We start from the raw sequence: 25,854 nt of genomic DNA on the forward strand, positions 1-25,854 counted from the left end.
CCTCCACAGAAGTTTAGTAGTTTGTAAGTGCTGTATTAGGATAATAGAACGCAAGAATAGAAGTATACGGCTCTCCGGCCTCCGCTCTTTCTTTTGCTCCGTATTGACTCATTCCTACGCCGTGACCGTATCCCTTTCCTGATATCGTGATTTGCGAAGAATTACCGGACGCACTGGCGTATGTGCTTTTAAAAGATGAAGCTCCGATCATCGTCCTGAGTTCAGACGCTTTCACCTCAACAGATGCAGTCTTGTTCATGACATAGCCCTTCGACTTGTCATTCACATGGTACGTGACCTTCACCGCGGCGTCTTCCGCGCGCTGGCCTTTTGTTTTTCCGGTGAGCGAGAGATCAGAGATGCTTGCAATTTTTATGGAACTTGCATTGGTTTCTTTATTTTTCATCAGCCAATTTTTTATTCCGCTGAGCTGCGCAGCATTTGCTTCGTTTGTTTTAGACCACCAGGATGCGGGATTTTTCATATCCAGACCCGCTGGCAGCTGCTGCTTCTGCAATGTTAAAGACCAGCTGATTTCCGGATCTTTTGTGTCCTTTTTGGCTACTAAATACGGCACTTTCGATCCCCACACTTCATCGCCGGCTTCCATGTAACCGCCATTGCTTGATGAGTAAGTGGCATCTATCAATCTGCCGGAATAAGTGAGCACTTTCCCTTTTGTTCCGTTAACGGCTGCGGTGGCGTTTGGATACCAGCTGTATCCCCCGTAAACCTGAAAGGCCGTTGTATCCGCGACTGTTTGTCCCATCTTGCCGATAGAGTAGGTGCGGGCGGCAACAGCCTGGGCTTTCAGCGCTTCTGTCGGCCAGCTTCCCGGCATTTCATTCGGCAGGACACCTTTCAGATAATCCTCAAAAGGGATGTTTTCATTAACAGGTCTTACATATTTGCCGGATTCCGCAGTGAAACTCATATTCCCCAGATATGGCTTCCCGTCAATGCTGATTGTGTTTGCTGTTGAATATTTTTCAGGAACCGCCTTGAAAGACGTTTTTCCGCTGTTAATGCCTGCAACGCCTAATTTGCCGCCGGACGTTTCAATACGGTACGTCTTTCCGTTTACGAGATAAAACTCTTTTGCGTAAGCAGCCTTAACTGAATCGGCAATTGAATTCGCGCTGCCTATTAATGTATAAGAATAGGTGCCTTTCGTTTTAAAAAGGCTGGCCTCGTCGGCGGGTGTTTCGCTTTTTTTGATGTATACAAGCGGCATGTGATTTGCGGCGGCAATATTTGATCCGACAACGATGTCCGCTAATTTAGTCCCGTTGGCAGCCACCGTTTTGCTTGCATCCATGCCAAGCGAAGTGACTGCGTTTGCTGATATTTGATATCTGTTTGATCCGGTAATTCGTTTGGTGACCGAGGCCTTCTTTTTAATTTGATTCTCCACATCTTTGCTGACGCTTGAAGTGCCTCCCATGATGATCACTTTTTTAGGCAGATTGTAGCTCGGAAGGGAGTCTTTTTTCGTCAGAAGAATCGGATAGCCGTTTTGCGCGGCATATGGCGCGATTGCCAGCGCATCCGTATATACATCCCCCGTTACTACGACCGCCTGGTCATAGCTGCCCATTTCGGCCGCAATATTTTTGGACAGATCATATCTGTTTTTTCCGCTGATCCGTTTCGTACGGCCGTATTTCTTCAATGTCTTTTCCGCGGCTGACGAAATACTGTTCGTCCCGCCGATGATTAAAATATTATCCGGATTGAATTTCTTGATTTGCGCTTCTGTGCTGCTGCTCAGTTTTTTCGCTTCAGTCAGCAGAACAGGCGCTTTCAGTTTATTCGCTAAAGGAATGACGGAAAGCGTGTCCGCAAAATAAGCGTCCGTATTCACGACGACTACGTTGGACGGGTTTTTCCAATACTTAGATGTCGCGGCGTTAGCCGTATCATATTTGGACGCGCCTCCCAATCTGACAACGGAGGACACATCGCTTCCCGTCAGTTTATAAGTTCCTGAAGGTTCGATATTCAGAGTCGATTTATTACCAATATAATTCGTCAGTTTTACTGAGATATCAGAACTGGCCGCAAAAGTGCTTTCCGGTAATAAAGCCAGGCTGAATATCATAGAAAAACAGACAGCCCATATTGTTTTCTTCAATTTTTATCCCGCCTTTTGCTGATCATGGTGTATTATTTTGCTTTCTCGATTTCCTTGATCTCTTTTTGGCCTTTATCATTTGTGAAATAAGTAATGCTGACTTTGTCATTTTCGCTGAATTTATTCAGAACATCAGAGAAGTCATCAGAAAATTCAAAGCTGACGGGCTGATCATCCACTTTTACTTCAATTGTGTGCGTATCCGCCATACCGACATAATATGCTGTTTCTTTTTGAGCCTGGTTCTCCGAAGAACCGCTTCCCTTCTTTGATTGTTCCGCCGTTCCGCACGCTGCCAATACAACAGAAAAAAGCAGTATTAAGAACGAAGCTGCAATAGTTTTTTTCATTTTTTTCACCTCATCTTTATGTATCGTCTTATACTAACTTTTTTTTAAGGTAATTTTAAGGTCTTTTTGTAACCTTTTTTTTAAGAATTTCGTCTATTACATGGTTATAAGTAAAAATATGACTGGGTTTATAAAGATTAGTAAATTGCATCATGAAAGTTAATAGAAAAGGTGATGACAAATGAGAGCTGAACGAAAAAGAAAGAAGAAAAAGGTTCTTCTGACAATCGTAACAATCATCGGGCTGTTAGTTTTATCATCAGGAGGCTACGTCTACTACTTGTGGCACAAAGCGGCTTCAACGGTGGCAAGCATTCAGGAAGACTTAAAAAAATCGGACAAACGTGACACGGATATAGATCTCGGAAAGAAGGATCCGATTTCTGTTTTAATCATGGGCGTCGATGAGCGGAAAAATGACAAAGGACGCGCGGATACGATGATTTATATGACCGTCAATCCTAAAACGAATACAACGGAAATGGTCAGCATCCCACGCGATACGTATACGAAAATCTCCGGCAAAGGTACGATGGATAAAATCAACCACTCCTATGCCTTCGGCGGGACGCAGATGGCCGCGGATACCGTCGAGGATCTGCTTGACGTGCCGGTAGATTACTTTGTGAAGGTAAACATGGAGAGCTTTAAAGATACCGTGGATACACTCGGCGGAATTACGGTGAACAGCACGTTCGCCTTCAGCTACGACGGGCATTCTTTCGGAAAGGGAAACATCAGCCTGAACGGCGAAGAAGCACTTGCCTACACCCGCATGAGAAAAGAAGACCCCCGGGGGGATTTCGGCAGACAGCAGCGGCAGCGCCAAGTGATTGAAGGGATTATTTCTAAGGGGGCAAACATCTCGTCTGTCACGAAATTCGGAGATATGTTTAAGGTCATTGAAAACAATATGAAAACAAACATGTCATTCGATGATATGTGGACGGTTATGACTGACTATAAAAACGCCCGCAGCAAAGTCACTCAGCATGAACTGAAGGGAACGGGGACGAGAATCAACAATATCTATTATTACAAATTAGATGAAGCAAGCCTCGCTTCAGTCAAAAAAGAATTAAAAGAAAGCCTGAAATAATAAAAAAACTCTGCATATGATGCAGAGTTTTTTTTATTCTGTAAAAGGCTGCGGACGGGTTTTTCTATAGCCGTACCGATAAAGCAGTTCTTCCGCAATCCGTTTTGAGGCCGATCCGTCACCATAAGGGTTTGACGCCTTTGACATCCGTTCATACTCGGCCTGATCGGTTAAGAGCTGTTTTGTCAGCTGATACACCGTTTCTTCATCTGTACCCGCCAGCTTCAATGTCCCGGCTTTCACTCCTTCGGGGCGCTCGGTTGTGTCCCGAAGCACCAAGACCGGCTTTCCGAGAGAAGGCGCTTCCTCCTGAACCCCGCCTGAGTCGGTCAAAATGAAATTTGCTTTCGCAGCGAAGTTATGGAAATCCACGACCTCCAGAGGTTCTATTAAATGCACCCTGTCCGAATCAGCAAAATGGGCTTCTGCGGCCTCACGAACTGCGGGATTCAAATGAACGGGATAAACGACTTGTACGTCCTCAAACTCTTCAACGATTCTTCTGACGGCCTTAAACATCTGTTCCATCGGCCTGCCTAAATTTTCACGTCTGTGCGCTGTCAAAAGAATCATCCTGCTTCCTTCCAGCTTGTCAAAAATCGGATGAGAATAGTCTTCCCGCACTGTCGTTTGAAGCGCGTCTATCGCCGTATTTCCCGTGATAAATATAGAATCCGGCTTTTTATTTTCAGCAAGCAGATTCTGTTCAGCCTGGCTTGTCGGCGCAAAATTTACATCAGCGATCACGCCCGTCATCTGCCGGTTGATTTCTTCAGGGAAAGGAGAGTATTTATTTTGCGTACGCAGACCGGCTTCCACATGGCCGACGGCGATTTGATGATAAAAGGCGGCAAGGCTTCCGGCGAACGTTGTCGTCGTATCTCCGTGGACCAAAACGATATCTGGTTTTACTTCTTGAAACAGCTTGTCCAGTTTCAGCAAAGCATGAGATGTAATTTCTGAAAGCGTTTGACGCTCTTTCATAATATTCAAATCAAAATCAGGCGTAATGCTGAATGCTTCAAGCACTTGATCCAGCATCTGTCTGTGCTGTGCGGTTACAGTCACCAGCGAATCAATTTCCTGATATTTTTCAAGCTCTAATACGAGCGGAGCCATTTTAATTGCTTCAGGTCTTGTACCGAATACGGTCATTACTTTTAGTTTTTTCAATGGTTTGTCTGCACCTCGTTTTATATGTCGGATATCCCTTCATGTTAACATATTTATGCCGTTTCTTAGATATTGTAAAGCTTAATGGCAAACAAAGCAAAAACCCTTATAAGACTCTTTGAAAGCGGATTAAAAGGTGTGAATTTTAATCAATTGTGGTAAAGTGGAAAAAGACTAGGTTATAGTTCTGAAAAAAAGATTTTGCAGAAACAAGGATGGTGTTATTCAGTGAAGAAAGTACGCAAAGCCATTATTCCGGCAGCAGGTTTAGGCACTCGTTTTTTGCCGGCCACAAAAGCAATGCCTAAAGAAATGCTTCCAATCGTTGATAAGCCGACAATTCAGTATATTATCGAAGAAGCTGTCGAATCCGGAATCGAAGATATTATTATCGTAACCGGAAAAGGAAAAAGAGCAATAGAAGACCATTTCGACAATGCCCCTGAACTGGAACGCAATTTAGAAGAAAAAGGGAAAATCGAACTGCTTCAAAAAGTGAAAAAATCGTCAAATATTGCGGATATCCACTATATTCGCCAAAAAGAGCCAAAAGGACTCGGTCATGCCGTTTGGTGCGCACGCAACTTCATCGGCGATGAACCTTTCGCCGTTCTTCTCGGCGATGATATTGTTCAGGCTGAAAAACCGGGACTTCGTCAGCTGATGGATGAATACGAAAAAACATTGTCTTCCATCATCGGTGTTCAGCAAGTTCCTGAAAGCGACACACACCGCTACGGGATTATCGATCCGTTAACAAATGAAGGCCGCCGTTACCAGGTCAAAAATTTTGTAGAGAAGCCTGAACCGGGCACAGCTCCTTCCAACTTGGCTATTTTAGGAAGATACGTTTTCACTCCTGAAATTTTCATGTACCTTGAACAGCAGGAAGTCGGTGCAGGAGGAGAAATTCAATTAACGGACGCCATCCAAAAGCTCAATGACATTCAGCGTGTCTTCGCTTATGATTTCGAAGGAAAACGTTACGATGTCGGTGAAAAACTAGGATTTATCGAGACGACGCTTGAATTTGCCTTACAGGATCAGGATATCCGCCATAAATTAATTCCGTTCATGAAGGATCTTCTTGAAAAAGAAGAAGCTGACGAATAGAAAAAGCTGCCGAATCCGGCAGCTTTTTTTATGTGATCTTTACTTTTTAGACGTTACCGTCAGTGTTTTATCAGCATTGTTCACAGAAAAAGTATATTCCTGATTTTTAAGCATGAGCAAATTCTGATTGATTTTGCTGCCGCCTTTTTCACTTAAAGCTGAGATGTCTGCAGGACGCGATAAATGAAAAACCACTTCGGAGACTGTATCATTGTCAATCACTACATCCGTTTTTGCATCGGATGCTTTTAATACGTTCCGTCCGTCAGCCGTTTGTCCCGCAGCTGGATTTTTCAATTTACGCTGCACATCGTCCCGGCTTTTATTGAGATATGAGAGAAACTCTTCTGCTGTTTGGCTTGATAAACTGCCGCTGAAATCATTAAGCTGAACATCCGTCTTTTTTAAAGCGTTCACTTTATACAGATCAGTCTTTTTCATAAAGTACTCTTTATCGTTTAATTTCACTTTAGCCGCCTGGTTATTCTCGGCTTCTATCTGCACCTTCGTGCCGAAACTTACACTTGCGGAGGCTTTTCCTTTTATATCTTTTTCAGTGTAAAGGTCCGCCTTTTCAGCTTTTACCCAAGCAGGTTTATTCACAGACTCATAAAGGCCGGCATCGCTCTGTTTGACGTCACCGAAAGATGTGATCGCACGCAGAGGCTTGTCTGAAAACATCGAAGCGCCTGCGCCGACAGCCAGCAATGCAAGCAGCGTAATCTGTATCGTATTGGCAATGAATTTAGGCTTCGCTTTCTTTTGCTGCGCCTGAGTGATTTTCTGTTCCTCGGCTGCACGCGTTCTGCCTTCAATCTGCTCGTTTTGATATTTCTTTTTTTCTTTCTTTGAAAGCTTGTTGAACCAATCCACAAAAGCTTTATATTCTTTTACAACGGCTTTCGTTTCGTCGAACATACGCATTTCACCGTAATGCATCCAAGCCACCCGATCACACATTTTCTCAATCTGTCCGATGGAATGACTGACGAAAAAGATCGTTTTGCCGCGTTCTTTAAATTCCGTAATGCGGTCCACACATTTCTGATAGAAAGTCTGGTCCCCTACTGAGAGCGCCTCATCAATAATAAGGATGTCAGGGTCCATATGCGCCGATATGGCAAAACCGAGACGGGATTTCATACCGCTTGAATAGCTTTTAACAGGCTGATCTATAAAGTCGCCGATATCCGCGAATTCAACGATTTTTTCATAAAGCTCGTCTATCTGCCGATTGTTGAGACCCATCATCAAGCATTTTAAACGGATGTTGTCCTTGCCGCTTAATTGATTGTTTAATCCGGCAGAAATCGCGATTAAAGACGGCTGCCCGTTCATATCAATCTCACCGCTTGTCGGCGGAATGATCTTTGCAAGCAGATTGGACATCGTTGATTTTCCCGAGCCGTTGATACCTACGAATCCGATCGTTTCCCCTTCATAGACGTCAAAAGAAACATTTCGGACAGCGAAAAAACCTTTTTGATTTCTGTTTGGGAAAAACAATCCTTTAATTTTGTCAGACTGTTTTTTATATAGAAAATACTGTTTTGAAACATTTCTGAACGAAACTTTTAGTTTCATCGTATAATCTCCTTACTATATTAAAGAAAGTCAACAAACTTATCTCTGAATTTCATATGAAGAAGTGAACCGACTGTTAACAGCAGCAGTGTGACGAACCAGAAATACAGCGTGTATTTCACATCATGGAAAAACCACTGCCCTTCCATAAAGCTGTCTCTGAAGCCCTCGATAATATAGAATAGAGGGTTTAACTTCAAGATGGTCAAAACTTCAGGTCTGTTTCCAAATTTCTCCGCAATGTCCCAGAAAATCGGCAGAAGAAAAAAGAGAAGCCTTGTGACGGCTTGAAGCAAAAACTGATAGTCCCTGATTAATACGCTGATGGTTGAATTAAACAGGCCGAAAGCAAACATAAAACTGATCATGCAAAACAAGTAATAAATATATTGCAGCCAGTGAAGCGTCGGAAACAGTCCGTTGCTCAGCAGCACAATAATATAAATCGCCATCATCACAAAGTAACTGAATAAATTCGATGCTATCACTACAGAAGGCAGTGAACTGATCGGAAAGTTCATTTTCGACACTAAATTTATCCGTTTAAAAACGCTGTTAGATGCATCCAGTATCGTCGGACTGATAAAGAACCAAGGAATTAAGCCGGCCAGCATCCAGACGATGAACGGTACGCTGTCTCCATTTCCAAGCACCATATCATGTCCGCCGCGAATCCCGAGACCAAATACGAACCAGTAAGCCAGCATTTGAATCATAGGGTTGAGAAACTGCCACAATATACCCAAATAGTTCACTTGATACTTTGATTTCGTTTCGTACACTGCAAGCCGCATAATCAGCGGAAATGAGTTGAATTGCTCTTTCAGAATTTTTACCAATGCATTCATTCTAATCTTCCTTAGTCGTAAGTTTTAGGTAATAGCTTTGACTTACAAAAGCACCGCTCATAATTGTAACAGATTACGATGTATTTTTCACTTCATAACAAGCCTGAGTCCCATGAGCGCAACATGCCGTCACTTAAGCAAAAAAGCATAATTAACGTGGTTAAATTATGCTTTTTTACACTTATTTACTTGTCCCCGAAAATCACTTTTACGGCTTTTTCAGACGATTCTCCGGTTTCTAAATAACAGAACTTCTCGTAAAAAGGTCCGAACGAATCCGGAAGCTTATAATCATCTGATTCCGTTTCATTGACCCATTTGATAACGTCACCTGTTTCTTTGACAAGCGGGCCGGGCGCTTCTTTTTCAAAGTCAAAGTAAAACCCTCTGAGTTTATCCCGGTACGTTTCGATATCAGGCACATAAAACAGCATCGGTCTTTTCAGATTCGCATAGTCAAAAAAGACAGAGGAATAGTCCGTTATGAGTAAATCAGAGACCATATACAGCTCACGGATATCTTCGTAGCTGGAGAAATCATACGCAAATCCTTCATACGGTCCGAGATCAAAGTTTTCCGCCACGAGATAATGCATCCGTAAAATAATGACATAACGATCGCCGATCGCTTCTCTCAATTGGTGAAGGTCTAAATCAAGGTCAAACTTGTATTTTCCCTTCTTATAAAATTGGTCATCCCGCCATGTCGGTGCGTAGATAATCACTTTTTTATCTTGCGGAAGATTCATTTTTTCTTTCAGCGCTTTAATGACAGAAGGGCTGTTATCCGTTTGAAGGAAGTCATTCCGCGGATATCCCGATTCAATCATGGTTTTATTAAACTGAAACGCCCGGGCGAATATTTCGGTTGAATATGCGTTCGGTGAAATCAGGTAATCCCACTTTGAAGCCTCTGTCGTAAAGTTGCGCTTATATTTTTCAGTGTTTGTTCCGGGCATATGCACTTCATCCATATCTACGGCAAGGCGCTTTAAAGGCGTGCCGTGCCATGTCTGGACATATGTCGTATGCTCAGGTTTCGGAATCCACAGCGGCATACGGCTGTTGACAACCCAGTACTCGGCTCTTGCCATGGCAAACAGCCATTTGAACGTAAAGCGTTCGATATAAGGAATTCCTTTATCTTTAAATGTCTGTGAGTAAGCGGGGTTTACACTCCAGCAGAGACGGTATTCCGGCATCTCTTTGCTCATGTATTCATAAATCGCCCGCGGGTTGCAGCTGTACTGTTTTCCGGCAAAGCTTTCAAACATGACAAGTTTCTGTTTGACAGGCAGTTTTCCTGCAAATCTGAATCCTGCTTTGTAAGTGTTCTGTATTCTTTTCTCAATGAACTTTTTCAGCTTATTCTTTCTCCTGCGTACAAAGGAAGCGCCTCGTTTCAGCTTTCCTTTCACAAAATACTCCACGCGGGTGCTGAAGCTGTAATCGTTCATTCTCAGGTGGAGATTTTTCGTTTTCTTTTTCGTGAAAACGTGAAATCTGGCAGGCCCTTTTTCCGTTTTCAGAACCGTGAATTGGTTAGGGTTTACATGTTCAGATTTCAGAACCTTTAACGGTTTGCTGTTGGTGATAATCTCTTCACCTGTCCCGGCATCTTCAAAAATGAATTGAATATGGAATTGAAAGATGAGCTGCTGATTCAATTCTTTATAAACGGCATTCAAATCAATTTTTGTATCAAAGCCTATCGTGTCAAGCATCGTTGTGTCCTGAACATATTCATCAAGGTCGTGTCTCGGCACGTCGTGAAGCGGATACTTCAGAATGAGAGGCTCCTCTTCTTTTCCTTTTTTCATTTTCAGAATCAGGTTTTTTTCTTTTATCTTTAAGGTTTCTGCCGCATTCAGCCGGAATGCAAAACCTTTCAGATGTAAGCTGCCGTCAGATTCGAGCTCCATTTCATCAATCCGCGTGACGAACTTTTTCTGCAGCAGCTTTAAGGAGAAATTCCCTTTCTTCGTCGTGTAAGGGAAAAAGTACATATGATGAGCCTCATCTTTATAAGAAGACAGTTCAATAGGTTCAAGGCTGGATTTTAACCGTTTTTTACTGATATCACTGTCATCATTGATAAAGGAGACATAGAAATCCAGACATCCTTTGCCGTCCGTATGGTCAGAAAGCAGATCCGTGCTCATGACAGCATGGTACTCTCCGCCCTCTCCGGCCAACCGTTTCAGAGGGACGGAAAGTTCCGCTTTTGTTTTACGATTTATAATCTGAAGAGAAGGCTCTTCCCCTGCAGTGACATTTTCACAGGATATCGTAATGCTGAATGTCTCTTCCTTTATGTTAAGATGTTTTAACTTGTATCTGACAGGATTTTCTATACCCATAAAATAAGTCTACTCCTCTGTTTCAATTAAACATATCCAATCACAATCATCATTTTGTTACTTTCAGTGAAAGGTTCTCCTTCACCGTCCGGTAGAATTGATATTGCAGTCCGTTCGCTTCTGCCGTCACCTTTTCACCGTCTTCTCTGTTTAACATGACACGTTCATAATCGTTATAAATGACATACATAATATAACCGCCAAGTCCGACTTTTTCAATGTCACTTAACGGGATTTCAAGGACGTACCGCCCGTCTCCCAGTGACTGAACCGGAAACTGGTGGTGTACTTTCATGTTATCTCTGTGCTGAAACTGAATATATTGGGCATTATTTCTGTCCTGTCCGAACAAGCGGAACGTAACGGTGAATTTATGATCGGCGAACACCGCGCTTTCCGTTTCTCCGTGCATGCGAAGTTCGACCAGTTTATTTTCTTCATCCGTCAGCGGGCTTTCTAAATAAGCCAGTCCGTCTTTCGTCACAATGTTTTTATCGGGCTCTTTTTTGGACCAGCGGAACAGCTTTTCGACCTCATCATACCGTTTTTGAGTCAGCAGACGGTAGGCTGTTTTATGAATCGGATGAAAAAATGTCTCGGAAATATCGTATTTCGTCTTCTTTAACACATTCAGAATTTCATTGAATTTATTGTAGTAGGCTTCTTTGTTTTCGCTTTTCAGGAAGTGCATCCGATCGAAAAGCCGCGTAATGGAATCGAATTCGATCAGGCGGTTCATCGCCATCTTCTCTTTTTCAGTATCTAATTTTTTGTTCAGAATATACTTCATTACGGCTATGTTCGTGTCGGTTTTTTCCATTATATTGGTCTGCTTTGTCAGCGACTCATTATTGTCCATTCTGTTCAGATAATAGACCGGTTCGGTTGACGTTGAAATATCTCCGCACGCCAAAAGAACATCCATAAAAAATTGCTTATCTTCAGCAAATTTCATTTCCGGATATCTGATATCATTATCTTTTAGAAATTGTAAGTTCATCATTCTTGCCCGCGGTCCCAGATGATAGAAAATATGCCGGATTGAAAAAGGCGATACCTTCGCTCTGTTCAGCGAAGACTCATGTTTCCCGATCGTTTTTTGACCGTTCACCTGCATTTCGATCGTTTTTCCGACCGCATAATTTACATGATCTCTTTCAAGCATGTCGAATAAGATTTTAACTCCGTTCGGCGCAAACCAATCATCCGCATCCAAAAATGTAATGTACTTCGCATTTGCCAGCTCAATTCCCAAGTTTCTCGGATAAGCCGGAGTTCCCGTGTTGTCTTTCAAAAAGACGACTGTAATATTTTCATACAATTCGGCGTACTCAGTCAGGATGTTTCTGGAATCATCGGTAGAGCAATCATCGACCAGAATTAAAGAAATATGCTGAAAGCCGATGTTTTGAAGGATCACAGAATCAACTGTTTTCCTTACATATTCTTCTGCATTATAAACAGGAACGACTACCGCTACCTTCTTCTCTTCCGCCAATGCTTCTTTGTTTAAAATGGTATATTCGCGTTCTTCTATGGACGGCTTGGACTCTTTTTTATTCAACTTAAAAAAGTTACTAAGATTCATCTTTAAATTCTCCTCTTATTGTCTAGCTTTTTTTCAAAAGCGCATAACAAATATAGCGAAAATAACCTTATATTACAAGAAGTACTCCCTATCCGGAGGGAGTACTTCTTTATCATCTGTATATCCGAATGTTTCAATTACACCCCGGCAATTTCTTTTTTAATCTGTGTGGTGGAAATGCCTTCGGTTCTAGGGAGATAGATGACTTCGCATTGATCTTTAAGGAAATCGAATTTGCCTTCCCAATCGTCTCCCATCACGAACACGTCGATGTTGTGATCCGCTACGTCACGTACTTTTTGATCCCAGCTGTTTTCCGGAATGACTTCGTCGACATAACGGATCGTTTCCAGAATCAGCTTTCTGTGTTCATAGCTGTGGTAGGCCTTTTTTTGTTTTTGCAGGTTGAACTCGTCTGTTGAGATGGCAACAACTAGGTAATCTCCAAGCTGCTTTGCGCGCTCAAGCAGTTTAATATGACCCCAATGCAGTAAATCAAACGTTCCGTAAGTAATGACCTTCTTCATGAAACAAAAGCTCCTTTCTATCATCATACGTATAACAAGCAACTGCCCTGAAATGCTGCGCAGCTGTATCCTTAATCACTAAAGTGCCAATTTCGTACTCATGGAACCTCATTATATCACATAGCCCTGAAAAGGTTAAGCCAATGTAAAACGAAGTTAAATTCCACTTATTAACAAATGTTATTACAATAGGAGTTTAGCAGGGTTTTTGCGCGGTTGATTAAAGAAATTGTTATCTTATTTATATTTTTGTAAAACTATTGTTAAGTTTATCTGAAGGTATTATGTTAAAATAAAGCTTAGCCTAAGTCACGAAAAAATGAAAGAAAATCCCGTACAAAAAGGAGGACGGCAGATGCAGACTGAAATGGTGCACAACCTTTCTTATGTTAATGGAAATTTACAGGAGTTTATTTCATATTTAGACACTTATTATATCGCACAAAAGCAAGGAGCCGTCATTGCGACGGTCAACCCTGAGATCGGATATGCTGCGGCGAAAGACAAAGGTTATCATCAAGTCATTTCTTCCGCGGATTTCGTCCTGCCGGATGGTATCGGCGTCGTGTTAATGTCACGTTTGACGCAGCACCCGCTGAAATCAAGAATTGCGGGATTCGATGTGTTTCTGTCGCTGCTCGGTCTCGCAAACCGGCAGTCTAAAAAAATATTTTTATACGGAGCTAAGCAAGACGTGCTTGACGCCGTTTTGGACCGGATCGGCAAAGAGTATCCGAATATTGAGGTTGTCGGAGCCAGCAACGGTTATGAAGCGGATAAACGCTTCGTCGCCAAACAGATTTCCCGGGCGAAACCCGATCTCGTGTTTGTCGCCTTAGGATATCCCCATCAGGAACAATTTATTTATGAATACAAACATCTTTTCCCTCAGGCTGTATCGATCGGTTTGGGCGGAAGCTTTGATGTGTTCAGCGGAACGGTGAAACGCGCCCCTGAATGGATGATCAAAACGAATCTGGAATGGCTGTACAGACTGGTGACGAATCCGTGGAGATGGAAAAGGATGCTGAACATTCCGAAGTATGCTTTTACCGTTTTGAGAAATAATAAATCAAATAAAAGCCTGTATTCCAAGCAGGCAGAAGATCAAACGAAACAGCTTTAAACAAATAAAACAGCAAAAGAGATTGGTAATCTATGAACTTGCGATCTTTATTCGCCGCTTTTTATTCTATATATCTGTCTGTTCTCGGCGTTTTGTTCAAGCCTGTAAAGCCCAAGAACCATCTGACCCTGCTGGTATCTTTTGAAGAGAATGCACAGGCTCTCATCCGCTCTTACAAAGCGCACGCTGAATCGCTTTCTTATGAAATGACGGTTTTGTATACGAGACACGCCGTCAGTCTGAAAAAAGAGCTGGAAGGTCTCGGCTCTTTTTATCTGAACGAAAAACATCCGCTGCATCTTTTGAAGGCAGTTTTGATCCTTTTTAAGAGCAAAGCGGTGATAACGGATAACTATTTCCTCATGACAAGCGTCTTAAACCGCCGGCCGCAAACGACATGCATTCAGGTGTGGCATGCGAACGGCTCTTTGAAAAAGTTCGGCCTTGAGGATGTGACGAATCAAAACCGTCCGGCATCAGACATCAGCCGTTTTAAAAAAGTGTACCGCTCGTTTGACTTTGTCACCGTCGGTTCAGACGCGATGGCTGACGTTTTTAAAAAGTCGTTCGGCATACGGGACGGCCAACTGTTAAAAACGGGTGTCCCCCTGACTGACGTGTATTATGAAGAACACAAGACCGAACTGAAGCACAAATGGCCGAAAAAAATCATCCTGTACGCACCGACATTCAGGGATTATGATATGCAGTCCTTTCGGCTGCCATTCACCGAAGAACAGCTCACAAACGCGTTAAACGGAGAGTATATGCTGCTTGTAAAGCTTCATCCTGCCGTTTTGCATCATATTTCGGCTTCGTTTGAAAGCCAATTGATCAAGAACGTGTCTGACATGCGTCTTCATGATCTCTTGAAAGCGGCTGATATTTTAATTACGGATTACTCTTCCGTGCCTTTTGAATTCGCGCTCTTAAATAAACCGATTTTCTTTTTCACGTATGATCTGGAGGAATATGATCGAAAACGCGGTTTAATCGACAATTATACTTCCGTCATTCCCGGAAAGGCTTGTCATGACAGCGAAGCTCTTCTGGAGGAAATGACGAAAAAGCCATTTGATGCAGAAGAAATGAAGCGGTTCTCGGACAAATGGAATATGTATTCAGATGGGAATTCGAGTGAAGCGTTATTGAAATTTGCGGAAACAAAAATGAAAAATTGTGCTGAAGCACCTGTCTGAATCTGAGGCGGGTGTTTTTTGCATGAAGAAAGGGCTGAAGCATACACTTCAGCCCTTTTTTTATACTTTCATATACACGGGAACATCATAGTAAAGCGTATAGTCATCCAGCAGTGAGTATAAGCTGTACATGCGGTTTACCTGCTTATACGCCCAGCCGATGTCTGTCGCATACTGATGAGCCGCGGCTGGAGACCATCTCATTTTATACAGCGTATCCTGCTCGTATGAAGGATTGTGAATATAAGACGCACCGATAAATTGGGCTCCGCCGATAATCGCGGCTTCCGGAGTAAACCAGCCTTGCTTATATGCGTATTGTGCGCCGTAGTAATTCGGGTTGCTGTCATAAGCCCCGATGCCGTACATATTGTAAACCTTTTTACCATTATACATAATGCCGTTCGCAAGCTCTGACGTGCCATTGCCCGTTTCAAGCAAAGCATGCGAAATCAAATACACTTCATTGATGCTGTATTTGCCGGCGGCTGTAATAAAGGCCTGGCCTTTTCCTGTCAGTATTCCTTTATTGACCAGCACTTTTTGATTCAGTTCCGATGCGTTCAGTCCGGCTGTCTGAGAGAGCTTCAGAAATTGAAAGTAATACTTGCTGTCTTGTGCGAAGTGAGCCGGATTGACGTACTGCCCGACTTCGTCACTGCTGGCGTTTCTCCAGCCCATGCTGAGTTTGGCCCAGCCGTTTGTCTGGCCTGTGATGCTGACTTTATCGCCTTTTTTCAACTGCCCGATAATATTGCCGGAGCTGACTTCCGGGGTTGACCGGACGTTCAGGACGTCGGCTGTGACCGTCCCGGAGGCCGTATTGATGTACGTAAGCGATGCATAAGCCGCGGCATCAGTCTGCGGGCTGACTGTCATTTGTTTTTTGACCATATCTGCCAGCGAGATGTTGTAATTGGTATTCATGATTTGCGGTCCGTTTTTTATTTTCAGAATAGCCATCGTCCATCCGTACAGCTTTTTCAGCTTTTGGGAGGCGGCGTCCGCTGACTGCGCTCCCGTGAATTGATCGCGAATGCGGAGTTCATAAACCGGATGGCTTTCACTCGTATAGCCGGCCTGTAATTGTTTGGCGCTGAAAAAGCTCATGCTTTTATTTAAAACGGTTTTACTGCTGAATTTTTCGGTTTTGATGACGTACTGTGCAGAGCCGGTTTTCCCCGTCTCCTTCACAGTGCCGGCCGCTTTGTTTTGCTTGAAAAAAGCAGTCACGCGGTCAATGTCTTCCTTCTTAAGCAGCGGTGCCGTTTCAATTCTGAATTGTGTATACGCCGCTTCACCTGTTTTCTGTGCGGAGGCGGATACTTTTTTCCCTTTGAAAAAATCCAGCGATTGATTGATCTTTGCCGTATCAAGCAGTGATTCGGTTGTGACTTGGTACGTTGTGTCCGTCTGCTTGGATATCGTTTTTGAAATGGCAGTCAGTTTATATCCCGCCAGCAGATTCAATCCTTTTTTTATCTTCGACTGGTCTGCCGTCTGCTGAGAAAGCAGCTGATATTCGTTTTCTGCTGTTTTTCCCGCCGCTGTTCTTGCCGTCTTTACATGCTGCTGGCGGAAAAAAGCCTCCGTTTGATCTGCCTTTGCAGCGGTAAGCTGCCCTGCCGTGATCCGGTAAACGGACACTGATGCTGTCTTTTTGACAGGCGATGCGTCGCAATGCCATTTTTTCTTTTTAAAGAAAGCTTGCACGCTTTGCAGCTGCTTAGCCGTCAGTCCGCTCATCACGACCGTGTAATTATTTTTCTTGCCGGCTTTTTGATAGCTTCCGCTGACACCCGTATTCTTCTTGATTTGGGTGATAGCATTTTGTACGGCGCTTACTCCGTTAAAATATCCTGACTGCACATTATACACGGTTGCTGTTTTGCTTTGGGCATACTTTTGAACGTTCCCTTTGACGCCCGTCTTCTGCTGCAGCTGTTTCGCTAAACCTGCCGCATCAGTTGCATTTGAAATGTCAGAGGCTGTCACGGTGATATTCGGACTGGCCTTTGCCGTGACTTTCAGCGACGACTGCAATCCTGTTTCCTTTTGAAAATCAGTTTGAATCTGAGCGGCTTTTTGATCGCCGGAGATTGTTCCCGATTGGATCTGAAACCGGGCTGCTTCCCGTTTGATCTGACGGTATGACGCTTTCACGCCCGTCTGCTTCGTCAACCCTTGCGAGAGCGCTTTTGCATCTGCATCGGCCGCCATCTCAGAAGTCACGACCTGCATATACGGCTGTTTTGTCCCCGCCGGCTTGACGGCGCCGGTCACGCCCGTTTTTTTCGTCAGTTCGGCAAGAAGATTTTTCGTCTGCCGCTCGTCTGACAGAACGCCTGATGTGACGGTCACGTAAGGCTGTTTGCTTCCGCTTGCGCTGTAAGTGCCGGCCACGCCCGTCTGCTTCGTAAAATCTTTCAGCACGGTTTTCGCATCCGTTTCATCGTGTAAGCCTGAAGCTGAGATTTGATAAGTGAGCGGCGCATTTCCGGCTTTCTTTGCGTCAGCCTGCCACCCCGTATCCTTTTTCAATTTCGCTGCCGCTTGAAGCGCCTCGTTCTCAGAAGCAAATTGCTGCTTCGTTTCCAGCTCGTAAACGGAGTAGTCGCTGTATGCGGCCTCGGCGGGCTGTGTAACGGTGCTAAAGACAAGGAAAACGGCGGACAATAACATAGGTGCAACGAATCTCTTTTTCATTCCTTCTCCTCTTTCTGATTCAATTGGTTTCTATCAAACTAGTTTATTTATCGGCCCGCTTTCTTCATTTTTACAGAGAGAAATCATCCAATTATCCAAATAAAAAAAACTTAATCCCAGAGCTGGGATTAAGTTTGGTTTTATATATGAGAAACGATGATCGTGCAATCTCCGTTTATCGTAAAGTCAGGCATCTGATCCGGCAGTATGAAATGCGCGCCTTTTTCAAGCTTGGCGGACTTGCCTTCAAAGATGATGGAGCCGCTTCCTTCTGTGACGCTGCACAGCATAAACGGAGCGTCCTGGGTCATTTCCGCCGTCCCGCTGATATCCCATTTGTATACAGAAAAATATTCTCCCTGCACAAAGGTTTTAATGGTGACGCCTTTTCTCGTTTCAGTTGATTCATCCAAAAATCCGTCCACATGAGGAACAGTGGCGGCGTTGACGGCATCGCGGATATGCAGCTCACGCGCCCCGCCGTTTTGATCTGTACGCCCGTAATCATATATCCGGTAGGCGGCGTCTGAATTCTGCTGTATTTCCAGCACGAGCGCCCCAGCGCAAATGGCATGGATGGTTCCGCTCGGCACATAATAAAAATCGCCGGGTTTGATCTTCACGCGGCGCAGCAGGCCTTCCCAGTCACCGCTGTTAATCATGGTGACAAGTTCCGCTTTCGAACGGGCCGTATGACCGTATATGATTTCCGCATTTTCTTTACAGTCAATAATGTACCAGCACTCAGATTTCCCCGTTTCGCCCTGTCCATGCTCCTCGGCGTCATAATCGTCAGGATGGACTTTAACGGACAGATGATGTTTGACGTCCAGTATTTTCGTCAGCAGCGGAAACCGGTCCCCTTCCGTTCCGCCGAATAACTCTCTATGCTGATCCCACAGTTCCATCAAGGTTTTCCCTTGATACGGACCGCTTTTGACCGTGCTCATTCCGTGCGGATGGGCTGATATCGCCCAGCATTCGCCGGTTGTTTCTGAAGGTATGTCATATCCGAATCGTTCGCGTAATAACGTGCCGCCCCATATTTTTTCTTTGCATACAGGCTGTAGAAAAATCGGCTCTTGCGTCATGTTCGTTCCCCTCCCCTTAAAAAGCGGCTCATATCCCATTCCCCCTGTGTCTTTTTTAAAACACGGAGGGAGCCGCGGTTAAAAACAATATGTATAAAATGGCTGACCTGCTCATTATACCATTCGGATGGGGCGGAATGCTCAGTCATTTCCTATTCCAGAATAAAATGCCTTGTTTGTCGCAAATTAAAATAACTGATGGAAAGGGGGGGAACATTATGACGATACATGCGGAGCTCGGCAAAAACCTTGAAGCGCTGAAAAAACGGATCGGCCAAAGCGATGACATGATGTTTTATTCGTTTACGTACGGAAACGGCAAATGTGACGCCTGTCTTATATATATAGACGGACTGACCGAGAATCAATTGCTTGCGGAATATATTATTTCGCCCGTGCAGGCGGCCGCCCTGCATCAAGAGGAACCGGCTGAAATACCGCCGTCATCCATCTCTTTCGGCTATCGTCACACCCGGCTTTCTTCACTTAAGGACGCGGAGGCAGACATTTTTTCCGGCAAATCGGTTTTGCTGGTGGAGGGATGGGAGGAAGCCCTTTCGTTTGAAACGGAAACATTTAAAATGCGTGATATTGAAGAACCGGCTTCAGAAGTGCTTGAACGGGGGCCTAGGATAGGTTTTGTCGAAAAGCTCCGAACGAACACGGCGCTTTTGCGCGAGCAGTCCGGTGATCCCAACCTCCAGATCAAAGAGATCACACTCGGCGAACGGACAAAAAAGCGGATCGCCGTTGCCTACATTCGGGATATTGCGCCTGATGAGGTTGTAAAAGAAGTGATGAAAAGACTGGATTCGATCACCATTGATGACATTCCGGAATCAGGAACGATCGAGCAGCTTATTGAAGATAACACGTATTCCATTTTCCCGACCGTCTTGACGACCGAACGGCCCGACCGGGTTATGGGCGCTCTTTTGGAAGGAAGGGTCTCCATTCTTGTAGACGGAACGCCTTTTACCCTTTTGGTGCCGGCTACCATTGATGAATTTATCCACTCACCTGACGATTATAATCAGCGGTGGGTTCCGGTTAACTTTCTCAGACTGCTTCGGTATACATGCATTTTAATCACGATTTATTTACCCGGCCTTTACATATCGCTCGTTACGTTTCACACGGGGCTTTTACCGACGAGAATGGCGGTGACGATTGCCGGAAGCAGATTGAATGTTCCGTTTCCCCCTTTTGTTGAAGCGTTTATTATGATTTTTACGATTGAGATGATCAGAGAAGCCGGACTCAGGCTGCCGAAGCCGATCGGACAGACGATCGGCCTGATCGGGGGCGTGGTGATCGGGCAGGCCGCCGTTCAGGCGAACATCGTCAGCGCGATGATGGTCATTATCGTATCCGTTACGGCATTGGCTTCTTTTACGGCGCCCTCCTATGCGTTCAATTTTCCGCTGAGACTCATCCGTATTTTTTCGATGATTTTGTCGGCGATATTAGGTTTATACGGACTGATCATGTGTTATCTGCTTGTCGTCGGCCATCTGATGCGCCTGAAAAGCTTCGGCCAGGACTATCTTATTCCGATCATGGCGCAGCCGGGACAGGACTTAAAAGATACGATTGTCAGACTGCCGACGCCTCTTTTGAAAAAACGGCCGACCAGAAAAGAGACGAAAGATAAAATCAAGCAAAGGTGATCACCATGAAAAAACCGGAAGACAAGCTGTCGTTTATGCAGACACTTCTCATGGTAAGCGGAACAATGATCGGAGCGGGCGTGTTAACACTGCCGCGCTCCGCCGCAGCAGCGGACAGTCCGAGCGGATGGATCATTATTCTTGTGCAGAGTCTCGTGTTTATCGGCATCGTCCTGCTCTTTATGCCGTTTTTGCAGAAAAACAGCGAGGAAACCATTTATGAGCTGAATCAAAGCATCATGGGACGCGCCATCGGTTCTCTTCTGAATTTATTCATCAGCTGTTATTTTGTCGTCACCGTCTGTTTTCAAGCCCGTTTTCTCGGTGAGGTCATCAATTACTTTTTACTGAAAAATACGCCGATGGGTGTCGTTATATTCATCTTTCTGGCGGTCGGCATCTACCATGTGACCGGCGGGGTGTATCCCATTTCAAAACTCTATGCTTATCTCTTTCCGATTGCGATCGTCATTCTGATTGTGCTGCTCATATTCAGCCTGAGACTGTTTAAGCTGGATTTCGTCCGCCCGGTCTTGGATGGGGGCTACAAAAGCTTTTTTGAGCTGTTTCCGCGGACCCTTCTGTACTTTTCAGGACTTGAGGTGATTCTTTATCTGGTGCCGTTTATGAAAAATCCGAAGCAGGCGAAAAAGGCTGCCGTCTTCGGCATCGCATGCGCAGGCTTATTTTACAGCTTTACGCTGCTTGTCGTAATCGGCTGTATGTCGATCGCTGAAGCCAAAACGGTGACATATCCGACCATTTCCCTGATTCACGCCTTGGAAATCCGCGGTATTTTCATCGAAAGGTTTGATATCTTTCTTTTAATTACGTGGACATGCCAGCAGTTCACCTGTATGCTCGGTTCTTTTAAAGGAGCGCATCTCGGATTAAACACCATTTTCAAACTGAAAAACAAAAACAATGCCTGGCTGCTGGGGGGCTTATTGGCAGTGACATTCGGCCTTTCAATGTACCCCGATGATATCAACAGTGTGTTTGCATTTGCGAATATTCTCGGATATGCGTTTTTTGCCGTCATTATGATTCCTTTTCTCATCTGGTTTGTCAGCTGGATGAAAAAAATAGCCGGGAGGAAACAGACGTCATGACACATTTCGTAAAATGGGCGGCGGCGCTTTTCATACTGATGACGCTTTCAGGGTGCTGGGACGCGAAGGAAGTCGAAAAGCTGTCTTTCGCCCGGGGGCTGGCGATAGACGAGACGAGTGACCGCCGATATAAATTAACCTATCAAAACCTGCTGCCCCAAAGTGAAAACAGCCAGGCTTCCGGCCGGCCCGTGTTTGTCAATGTGACGTCGCGGGGGGATACCATTCTTGAAGCCGTCAGTGAAGTCGCTTTAAAAGATCCGCCCGTTTACAGCGATCATTTAAAAGTGCTGATATTCAGCGACAAATTGCTGGCCGACCAAAATATACTGCAGATGATGAATCATTTTATCCGCGATGATGAATTAAGGCGGAGCAGCTATCTCTTCGCGGCAAGAGGCAAAGCGTCCGATATTCTGACGGAGCCTACGCCGAATCAGCAGCAGCCCATGCCCGCGGAAAAGCTGATCGACCTTACGAACAACGGCGGCTACAACGGGAAGATTTTAAAACCGCTCCGAATCGGGAGAGCTTCGATTTACTGCCATAATAAACTCAGTTTTCTCATTCAGGCCGTCAGCAATCAAAAAGGAAAAACGGTGTATGACGGAGCGGCCATTATCAAAAACGCAAAACAAAACAGATTGGCGGGCTTTCTGTCATCATACGAAGTACAGAGCCTGAATTGGCTGACGGGGACGATACGGGGCGGCGTGCTGCCCGCTTTGGATAAAGGGGGGCACCCGATTACCTTCGAGATCAAAAAATCAACATCCTCCATCACCCCCCTGCTGAAAAACGGGAAGCTGTCATTTCATGTAGCGGTGAAAACAAAAGGCCTTTTGTCAGAGGATCAATATGCCGGAGAAGATTCATTCGATCAGCACTATTTAAACGGGCTGGAAAAGATTTTCGAAAAAAAACTGAAAAGCGATATGAAAGAAGTCATCGATAAGCTGCAGAATCAATATGAAACGGACCCTGTCTTCTTTTCTGACAGAGTCCGCATTCAATATCCCGACTATTGGAAGAAAGTGAAGCACCGCTGGGATGAGACCTTCTCCGAAGCGGCCTTTGACTATGATGTTTCCATTCAGATTACCAACTTCGGAACGATGGGACGGTAGCCTTCAGCGTGTTTTTTCGACACGGAGGAGAATCTGATAAATCCGGCTTTGTTCGGGCAGCTGTGTCACCGGAAATTGCATCGATTGCGCCATTCGTGTGATTTCCTGTAAAAACAGCTGCACCCGCTCATCCACGTGAACATACGTATAGGACTGCTTTTTCACGTCAAATGTCTCTTCCGGAAAGAGCGTGTGCACCGTCTGCGGCGTAAAAAACCGCAAGTGGGTGCGGTCGAGAATACCGGCGTCTCTGTATGTCCAGTCACCGAGCAGAAGCGGGAACAGCGCTTCGGCGTGGGAAATATTCGGAATGCTGCAAACGATTGATCCGGCAGGCGACAAATAGGATGAGTACGTTTCAATGACGCGCCACGGGTCTTTTAAGTGCTCAAGGATGTCCGCGAAAATGATGCAATCAAAAAAGCCTTCCGGATAAGGCAGCTTCACTTTTTCGACATCTTCCTGCAGCACCGCTTCATAATGACCTTTTGCCGCTTGCGCCGCCAGCGGGTGCAGTTCTATTCCGTACAGTTCGCAAGGCTGTCTGTTTTGAAGTTCCAGCCCCGTAGCTCCCGCACCGCAGCCGACATCAAGTATCCGTTTCGCCTCCCGGGGAACGAGCTCCGCAATTTCCGGTCTCGGATGAGTAAAGTACGTAAAATCAGTGCCCCATTTTTCCGTAAAACGCTGGCGGTTCTCCGAATATAACTGATTGATATTGATATCCTGATTAGCCGTAAACGTCGCATGCCCGTGGTGATGCACAAAGGCATCGAGAGCGATGTGCAGGCTGTAGCCTTTTTGCAGGGCGCGCAGACATAGGTCATCATCTTCAAAAGAACCGTATCCGAATTGCTCATCGAACGGGCCGATGTCTTCAATGACGCTTCTTTTCACCAGAAGACAGAAGCCGACAAGGCGCAGCACCCGCTTTGTATGATGCTTTTCCCGTGCGCAATATGCCTCCGCGAATGACTCCAGCTCATCAAGCGATTGATACGCGTCATGGATCATTTGCGCGCCGCTGACATAGTTGCTGACGGGCCCGACCATACCGGTTTTTTCAGATTGATACAGCACCCTCAGCATGGAGGTGAGCCAATTTTTCGTGACCATCGTATCGTTGTTCAGAAACAGCAGATTTTCTCCCCCTGCCGCTTCGATTCCCTGGTTGCACCCCTTGGCGAACCCGAGGTTTTTTTCATTAAGGATAACTTTGACGTCAGGCAGATTTGATATGTATTCTCTCGTTCCGTCTGAGGAACCGTTGTCAACTATAATCAGTTCAATCTTATCTTTGTCGGTGTATCGTTCAATGCTGGCCAGACATTTTTTCGTCAGCTCAAGTTCATTATATGTAAGGATAATAATACTCGTTTTCACCGGCATCCCCGCCTTTATCGTGACTTTATACAACGTATGACATATCCCCGTCATTTATGTGACCGGGCGCCCGCTCGGCATCCGTTTTGAGGGGCCGGTGAATAACCGCCCCCCTAAAACTGAATATTACGGATGAACTGTCCGCCGATTTGATTCTGATCCCGAGCCTCCGTTACGGCTTTTCAGATCCTGCTCAATTTCTTCAAGGCTTTTCCCCTTCGTCTCGGTCACTTTAAACCGGACGAACAGGAATGCCAGTATCCCGATCGCGGCATAAATGAGAAATAAATAGCTGATGCCGACTGCTTCCATTAACATCGGATAGGTTAATGAGACAATCAATGTTCCGGCATGCAGCATCAAAGTGGAGACACCCGTCCCGATACCCCGGACATGCAGCGGGAATAATTCAGGAAGCATGACCCACACGGCAGGCCCCCAGCTGACCGCAAACACAATGATAAACAGGCCTAAACAAATCACCGTTGTCCATGATGCGGCTGCTGAATGTTCAAAGAAAAGATTGACCGCGGCCAATACGAGCAGACTGATGACCATGCCCGCATTTCCGGCCAGCAGCAGCGGCTTCCGGCCGATCTTATCAATGACTTTAATAGCCGCAAGCGTCATGATGACATTGACGGCGCCGATTCCGACCGTTCCCAATATAGACGCGGAATTGCCGAACCCGACACTGGTAAATGTTTTCGGTGCGTAATAAATAATTGTATTTGTCCCGATGAATTGCTGCAAAAAGGCAAGTCCGAGGCCGGCAATCAGCGCGGGTCTCACCCACGGCTCAAACAATTCTTTCAAGCCGCCTTCGTTTTCCTTTTCCGCTTCTTTCATCTGATCAATCTCATCATCAATATTCTTCGTTCCCCGCAATGATGAAAGGATTTCTCTTGCTTTCTCTTCTTTGCCGATCGTAAACAGCCAGCGCGGGCTTTCCGGCATAAATAAGATTCCGATCAGCAGAATGACTGACGGGACAACCGCAAGTCCAAGCATCCAGCGCCAAGCGCCTGCATCGGCAAATATATAGTTCACGATATAAGAAACGAGGATTCCGACCGTAATCATCAGCTGATTCAGCGAAGAAAGCGCCCCCCGTTTATGCTTCGGAGCCAGCTCCGATAAATAGAGCGGGACGATCGTTGTAGATGTTCCGACAGCCAGTCCGAGAATAATCCGGAAAAGAACCATCACCCCTGTATTCGGGGCAAAAGCGACTCCTAATCCGCCTATACAAAACAGCAGCGCCGCTCCCATGATGGCCTTCCGTCTGCCGAACCGGTCGGTCAGTTTGCCGGCGAATCCCGATCCGAGAATCGCCCCCGCCAATAACGAACTGACGACGAGGCCTTCTGTAAAGGCGTTCAGTCCCAGTTCTTTTTTCATAAACAAAATAGCTCCGGAAATGACTCCGGTATCATATCCGTATAACGCGCCGCCGAGTGCGCCGAAAAAATAGAGCCATTTATTCGAGTGTATGCTTTTCATGTTATATAGACTCCCTTCATCCAACGCTGTATCCGCGCGGAATTGTTCTACTGCTTCTTTTGCCTGTTTCCGATCGTTTCAAACCTTCCGCACCGTTAATATCCATTATTTTACTGATTATTTTTTACAAAGCGCCGAAACATTTCCCGCTTCCTGCCGTC

19 protein-coding genes are annotated in these 25,854 nt (G+C 45.1%); 7 read left to right on the forward strand and 12 right to left on the reverse strand.

Annotated features, from left to right (window positions below; translation table 11 throughout):
* Window positions 1-13 precede the first annotated feature (13 nt).
* Both VP472_RS17410 and VP472_RS17415 read right to left on the reverse strand, forming a co-directional pair.
* Window positions 14-2,134: a SpoIID/LytB domain-containing protein gene (locus VP472_RS17410; RefSeq protein WP_146275644.1), complete on the reverse strand. Its 2,121-nt coding sequence runs from the start codon at window positions 2,132-2,134 to the stop codon at window positions 14-16.
* A gap of 32 nt (window positions 2,135-2,166) precedes the next feature.
* A complete protein-coding gene (locus tag VP472_RS17415) occupies window positions 2,167-2,484 on the reverse strand; it encodes a hypothetical protein (protein ID WP_003151370.1) in 318 nt (105 codons plus the stop codon).
* 181 nt (window positions 2,485-2,665) lie between these two features.
* Here VP472_RS17415 and tagU point away from each other — a divergent pair, with 181 nt between their 5' ends.
* Window positions 2,666-3,583, forward strand: coding sequence for a polyisoprenyl-teichoic acid--peptidoglycan teichoic acid transferase TagU (gene tagU, locus VP472_RS17420; RefSeq protein ID WP_071392375.1), 918 nt, complete (start codon window positions 2,666-2,668; stop codon window positions 3,581-3,583).
* Window positions 3,584-3,616: 33 nt separating this feature from the next.
* On the opposite strand, the gene wecB is transcribed toward tagU, so the two are convergent.
* Entirely contained in the window at window positions 3,617-4,756 is a 1,140-nt protein-coding gene (gene wecB, locus VP472_RS17425) for a non-hydrolyzing UDP-N-acetylglucosamine 2-epimerase (RefSeq protein WP_003151368.1), read from the reverse strand.
* Window positions 4,757-4,984: 228 nt separating this feature from the next.
* Between wecB and galU the strand changes: the two genes are divergently transcribed.
* On the forward strand, window positions 4,985-5,869 hold the full coding sequence (galU, locus tag VP472_RS17430; protein ID WP_003151367.1) for a UTP--glucose-1-phosphate uridylyltransferase GalU: 885 nt from the start codon (window positions 4,985-4,987) through the stop codon (window positions 5,867-5,869).
* A gap of 39 nt (window positions 5,870-5,908) precedes the next feature.
* Here the strand turns inward: galU and tagH are convergent, their stop codons facing one another.
* The 5 genes from tagH to tagD all read right to left on the reverse strand — a co-directional run bounded on the left by tagH (window position 5,909) and on the right by tagD (window position 12,776).
* Window positions 5,909-7,453, reverse strand: coding sequence for a teichoic acids export ABC transporter ATP-binding subunit TagH (gene tagH, locus VP472_RS17435; RefSeq protein ID WP_146275646.1), 1,545 nt, complete (start codon window positions 7,451-7,453; stop codon window positions 5,909-5,911).
* A 20-nt stretch (window positions 7,454-7,473) separates the two neighbouring features.
* On the reverse strand, window positions 7,474-8,301 hold the full coding sequence (locus VP472_RS17440) for an ABC transporter permease (protein WP_003151365.1): 828 nt from the start codon (window positions 8,299-8,301) through the stop codon (window positions 7,474-7,476).
* Between the two features lie 185 nt (window positions 8,302-8,486).
* Window positions 8,487-10,661, reverse strand: coding sequence for a CDP-glycerol glycerophosphotransferase family protein (locus VP472_RS17445; RefSeq protein WP_025853547.1), 2,175 nt, complete (start codon window positions 10,659-10,661; stop codon window positions 8,487-8,489).
* A 49-nt stretch (window positions 10,662-10,710) separates the two neighbouring features.
* Window positions 10,711-12,249 (reverse strand): glycosyltransferase family 2 protein, encoded by a 1,539-nt coding sequence (locus tag VP472_RS17450; protein WP_014305939.1) that lies wholly within the window; start codon window positions 12,247-12,249, stop codon window positions 10,711-10,713.
* A 137-nt stretch (window positions 12,250-12,386) separates the two neighbouring features.
* Window positions 12,387-12,776: a glycerol-3-phosphate cytidylyltransferase gene (gene tagD, locus VP472_RS17455; protein WP_003151361.1), complete on the reverse strand. Its 390-nt coding sequence runs from the start codon at window positions 12,774-12,776 to the stop codon at window positions 12,387-12,389.
* A gap of 355 nt (window positions 12,777-13,131) precedes the next feature.
* Here tagD and VP472_RS17460 point away from each other — a divergent pair, with 355 nt between their 5' ends.
* Together VP472_RS17460 and VP472_RS17465 are read left to right on the forward strand one after the other, a co-directional pair.
* A complete protein-coding gene (locus tag VP472_RS17460) occupies window positions 13,132-13,902 on the forward strand; it encodes a WecB/TagA/CpsF family glycosyltransferase (RefSeq protein ID WP_146275648.1) in 771 nt (256 codons plus the stop codon).
* Between the two features lie 32 nt (window positions 13,903-13,934).
* Complete coding sequence (locus VP472_RS17465; RefSeq protein WP_146275650.1) at window positions 13,935-15,101, forward strand: CDP-glycerol glycerophosphotransferase family protein; 1,167 nt, start codon at window positions 13,935-13,937, stop codon at window positions 15,099-15,101.
* Between the two features lie 60 nt (window positions 15,102-15,161).
* On the opposite strand, the gene VP472_RS17470 is transcribed toward VP472_RS17465, so the two are convergent.
* Both VP472_RS17470 and manA read right to left on the reverse strand, forming a co-directional pair.
* The gene (locus tag VP472_RS17470; RefSeq protein WP_146275652.1) at window positions 15,162-17,807 is read right to left on the reverse strand and encodes an N-acetylglucosaminidase; all 2,646 of its coding nucleotides are present in this window, start codon (window positions 17,805-17,807) and stop codon (window positions 15,162-15,164) included.
* A 140-nt stretch (window positions 17,808-17,947) separates the two neighbouring features.
* Window positions 17,948-18,898 (reverse strand): mannose-6-phosphate isomerase, class I, encoded by a 951-nt coding sequence (manA, locus tag VP472_RS17475; RefSeq protein WP_101563122.1) that lies wholly within the window; start codon window positions 18,896-18,898, stop codon window positions 17,948-17,950.
* A gap of 218 nt (window positions 18,899-19,116) precedes the next feature.
* Between manA and VP472_RS17480 the strand changes: the two genes are divergently transcribed.
* The 3 genes from VP472_RS17480 to VP472_RS17490 are packed head-to-tail and all read left to right on the forward strand — an operon-like array spanning window position 19,117 to window position 22,807.
* A complete protein-coding gene (locus VP472_RS17480; RefSeq protein WP_146275654.1) occupies window positions 19,117-20,568 on the forward strand; it encodes a spore germination protein GerBA in 1,452 nt (483 codons plus the stop codon).
* Between the two features lie 5 nt (window positions 20,569-20,573).
* The gene (locus tag VP472_RS17485) at window positions 20,574-21,680 is read left to right on the forward strand and encodes a GerAB/ArcD/ProY family transporter (protein ID WP_146275656.1); all 1,107 of its coding nucleotides are present in this window, start codon (window positions 20,574-20,576) and stop codon (window positions 21,678-21,680) included.
* The gene (locus VP472_RS17490; RefSeq protein WP_025853555.1) at window positions 21,677-22,807 is read left to right on the forward strand and encodes a Ger(x)C family spore germination protein; all 1,131 of its coding nucleotides are present in this window, start codon (window positions 21,677-21,679) and stop codon (window positions 22,805-22,807) included. Before VP472_RS17485 ends, VP472_RS17490 begins: the two co-directional genes overlap by 4 nt.
* Before the next feature lie 3 nt (window positions 22,808-22,810).
* Here VP472_RS17490 and VP472_RS17495 read toward each other — a convergent pair whose 3' ends face one another.
* Together VP472_RS17495 and VP472_RS17500 are read right to left on the reverse strand one after the other, a co-directional pair.
* Window positions 22,811-24,223, reverse strand: coding sequence for a bifunctional glycosyltransferase family 2 protein/class I SAM-dependent methyltransferase (locus VP472_RS17495; protein ID WP_079898229.1), 1,413 nt, complete (start codon window positions 24,221-24,223; stop codon window positions 22,811-22,813).
* Window positions 24,224-24,316: 93 nt separating this feature from the next.
* Window positions 24,317-25,693, reverse strand: a complete 1,377-nt coding sequence (locus VP472_RS17500; protein ID WP_025853557.1) for a sugar porter family MFS transporter — start codon at window positions 25,691-25,693, stop codon at window positions 24,317-24,319.
* Between the last annotated feature and the right edge of the window lie 161 nt (window positions 25,694-25,854).

The sequence above is a fragment of the Bacillus sp. MT(2024) genome (genome assembly GCF_036362845.1).
GTDB classification, from domain to species: Bacteria; Bacillota; Bacilli; order Bacillales; family Bacillaceae; genus Bacillus; species Bacillus velezensis.

Excerpts from the sequence above, each read along its gene's own strand:
- manA (WP_101563122.1), bottom strand. The coding sequence starts at position 18,898 with ATGACGCAAGAGCCGATTTTTCTACAGCCTGTATGCAAAGAAAAAATA.
- VP472_RS17490 (WP_025853555.1), top strand. The coding sequence starts at position 21,677 with ATGACACATTTCGTAAAATGGGCGGCGGCGCTTTTCATACTGATGACG.
- VP472_RS17465 (WP_146275650.1), top strand. The coding sequence starts at position 13,935 with ATGAACTTGCGATCTTTATTCGCCGCTTTTTATTCTATATATCTGTCT.
- tagD (WP_003151361.1), bottom strand. The coding sequence starts at position 12,776 with ATGAAGAAGGTCATTACTTACGGAACGTTTGATTTACTGCATTGGGGT.
- VP472_RS17480 (WP_146275654.1), top strand. The coding sequence starts at position 19,117 with ATGACGATACATGCGGAGCTCGGCAAAAACCTTGAAGCGCTGAAAAAA.
- VP472_RS17440 (WP_003151365.1), bottom strand. The coding sequence starts at position 8,301 with ATGAATGCATTGGTAAAAATTCTGAAAGAGCAATTCAACTCATTTCCG.
- VP472_RS17445 (WP_025853547.1), bottom strand. The coding sequence starts at position 10,661 with ATGGGTATAGAAAATCCTGTCAGATACAAGTTAAAACATCTTAACATA.
- VP472_RS17460 (WP_146275648.1), top strand. The coding sequence starts at position 13,132 with ATGCAGACTGAAATGGTGCACAACCTTTCTTATGTTAATGGAAATTTA.
- VP472_RS17415 (WP_003151370.1), bottom strand. The coding sequence starts at position 2,484 with ATGAAAAAAACTATTGCAGCTTCGTTCTTAATACTGCTTTTTTCTGTT.
- tagU (WP_071392375.1), top strand. The coding sequence starts at position 2,666 with ATGAGAGCTGAACGAAAAAGAAAGAAGAAAAAGGTTCTTCTGACAATC.
- tagH (WP_146275646.1), bottom strand. The coding sequence starts at position 7,453 with ATGAAACTAAAAGTTTCGTTCAGAAATGTTTCAAAACAGTATTTTCTA.
- VP472_RS17500 (WP_025853557.1), bottom strand. The coding sequence starts at position 25,693 with ATGAAAAGCATACACTCGAATAAATGGCTCTATTTTTTCGGCGCACTC.
- VP472_RS17450 (WP_014305939.1), bottom strand. The coding sequence starts at position 12,249 with ATGAATCTTAGTAACTTTTTTAAGTTGAATAAAAAAGAGTCCAAGCCG.
- VP472_RS17485 (WP_146275656.1), top strand. The coding sequence starts at position 20,574 with ATGAAAAAACCGGAAGACAAGCTGTCGTTTATGCAGACACTTCTCATG.
- VP472_RS17470 (WP_146275652.1), bottom strand. The coding sequence starts at position 17,807 with ATGAAAAAGAGATTCGTTGCACCTATGTTATTGTCCGCCGTTTTCCTT.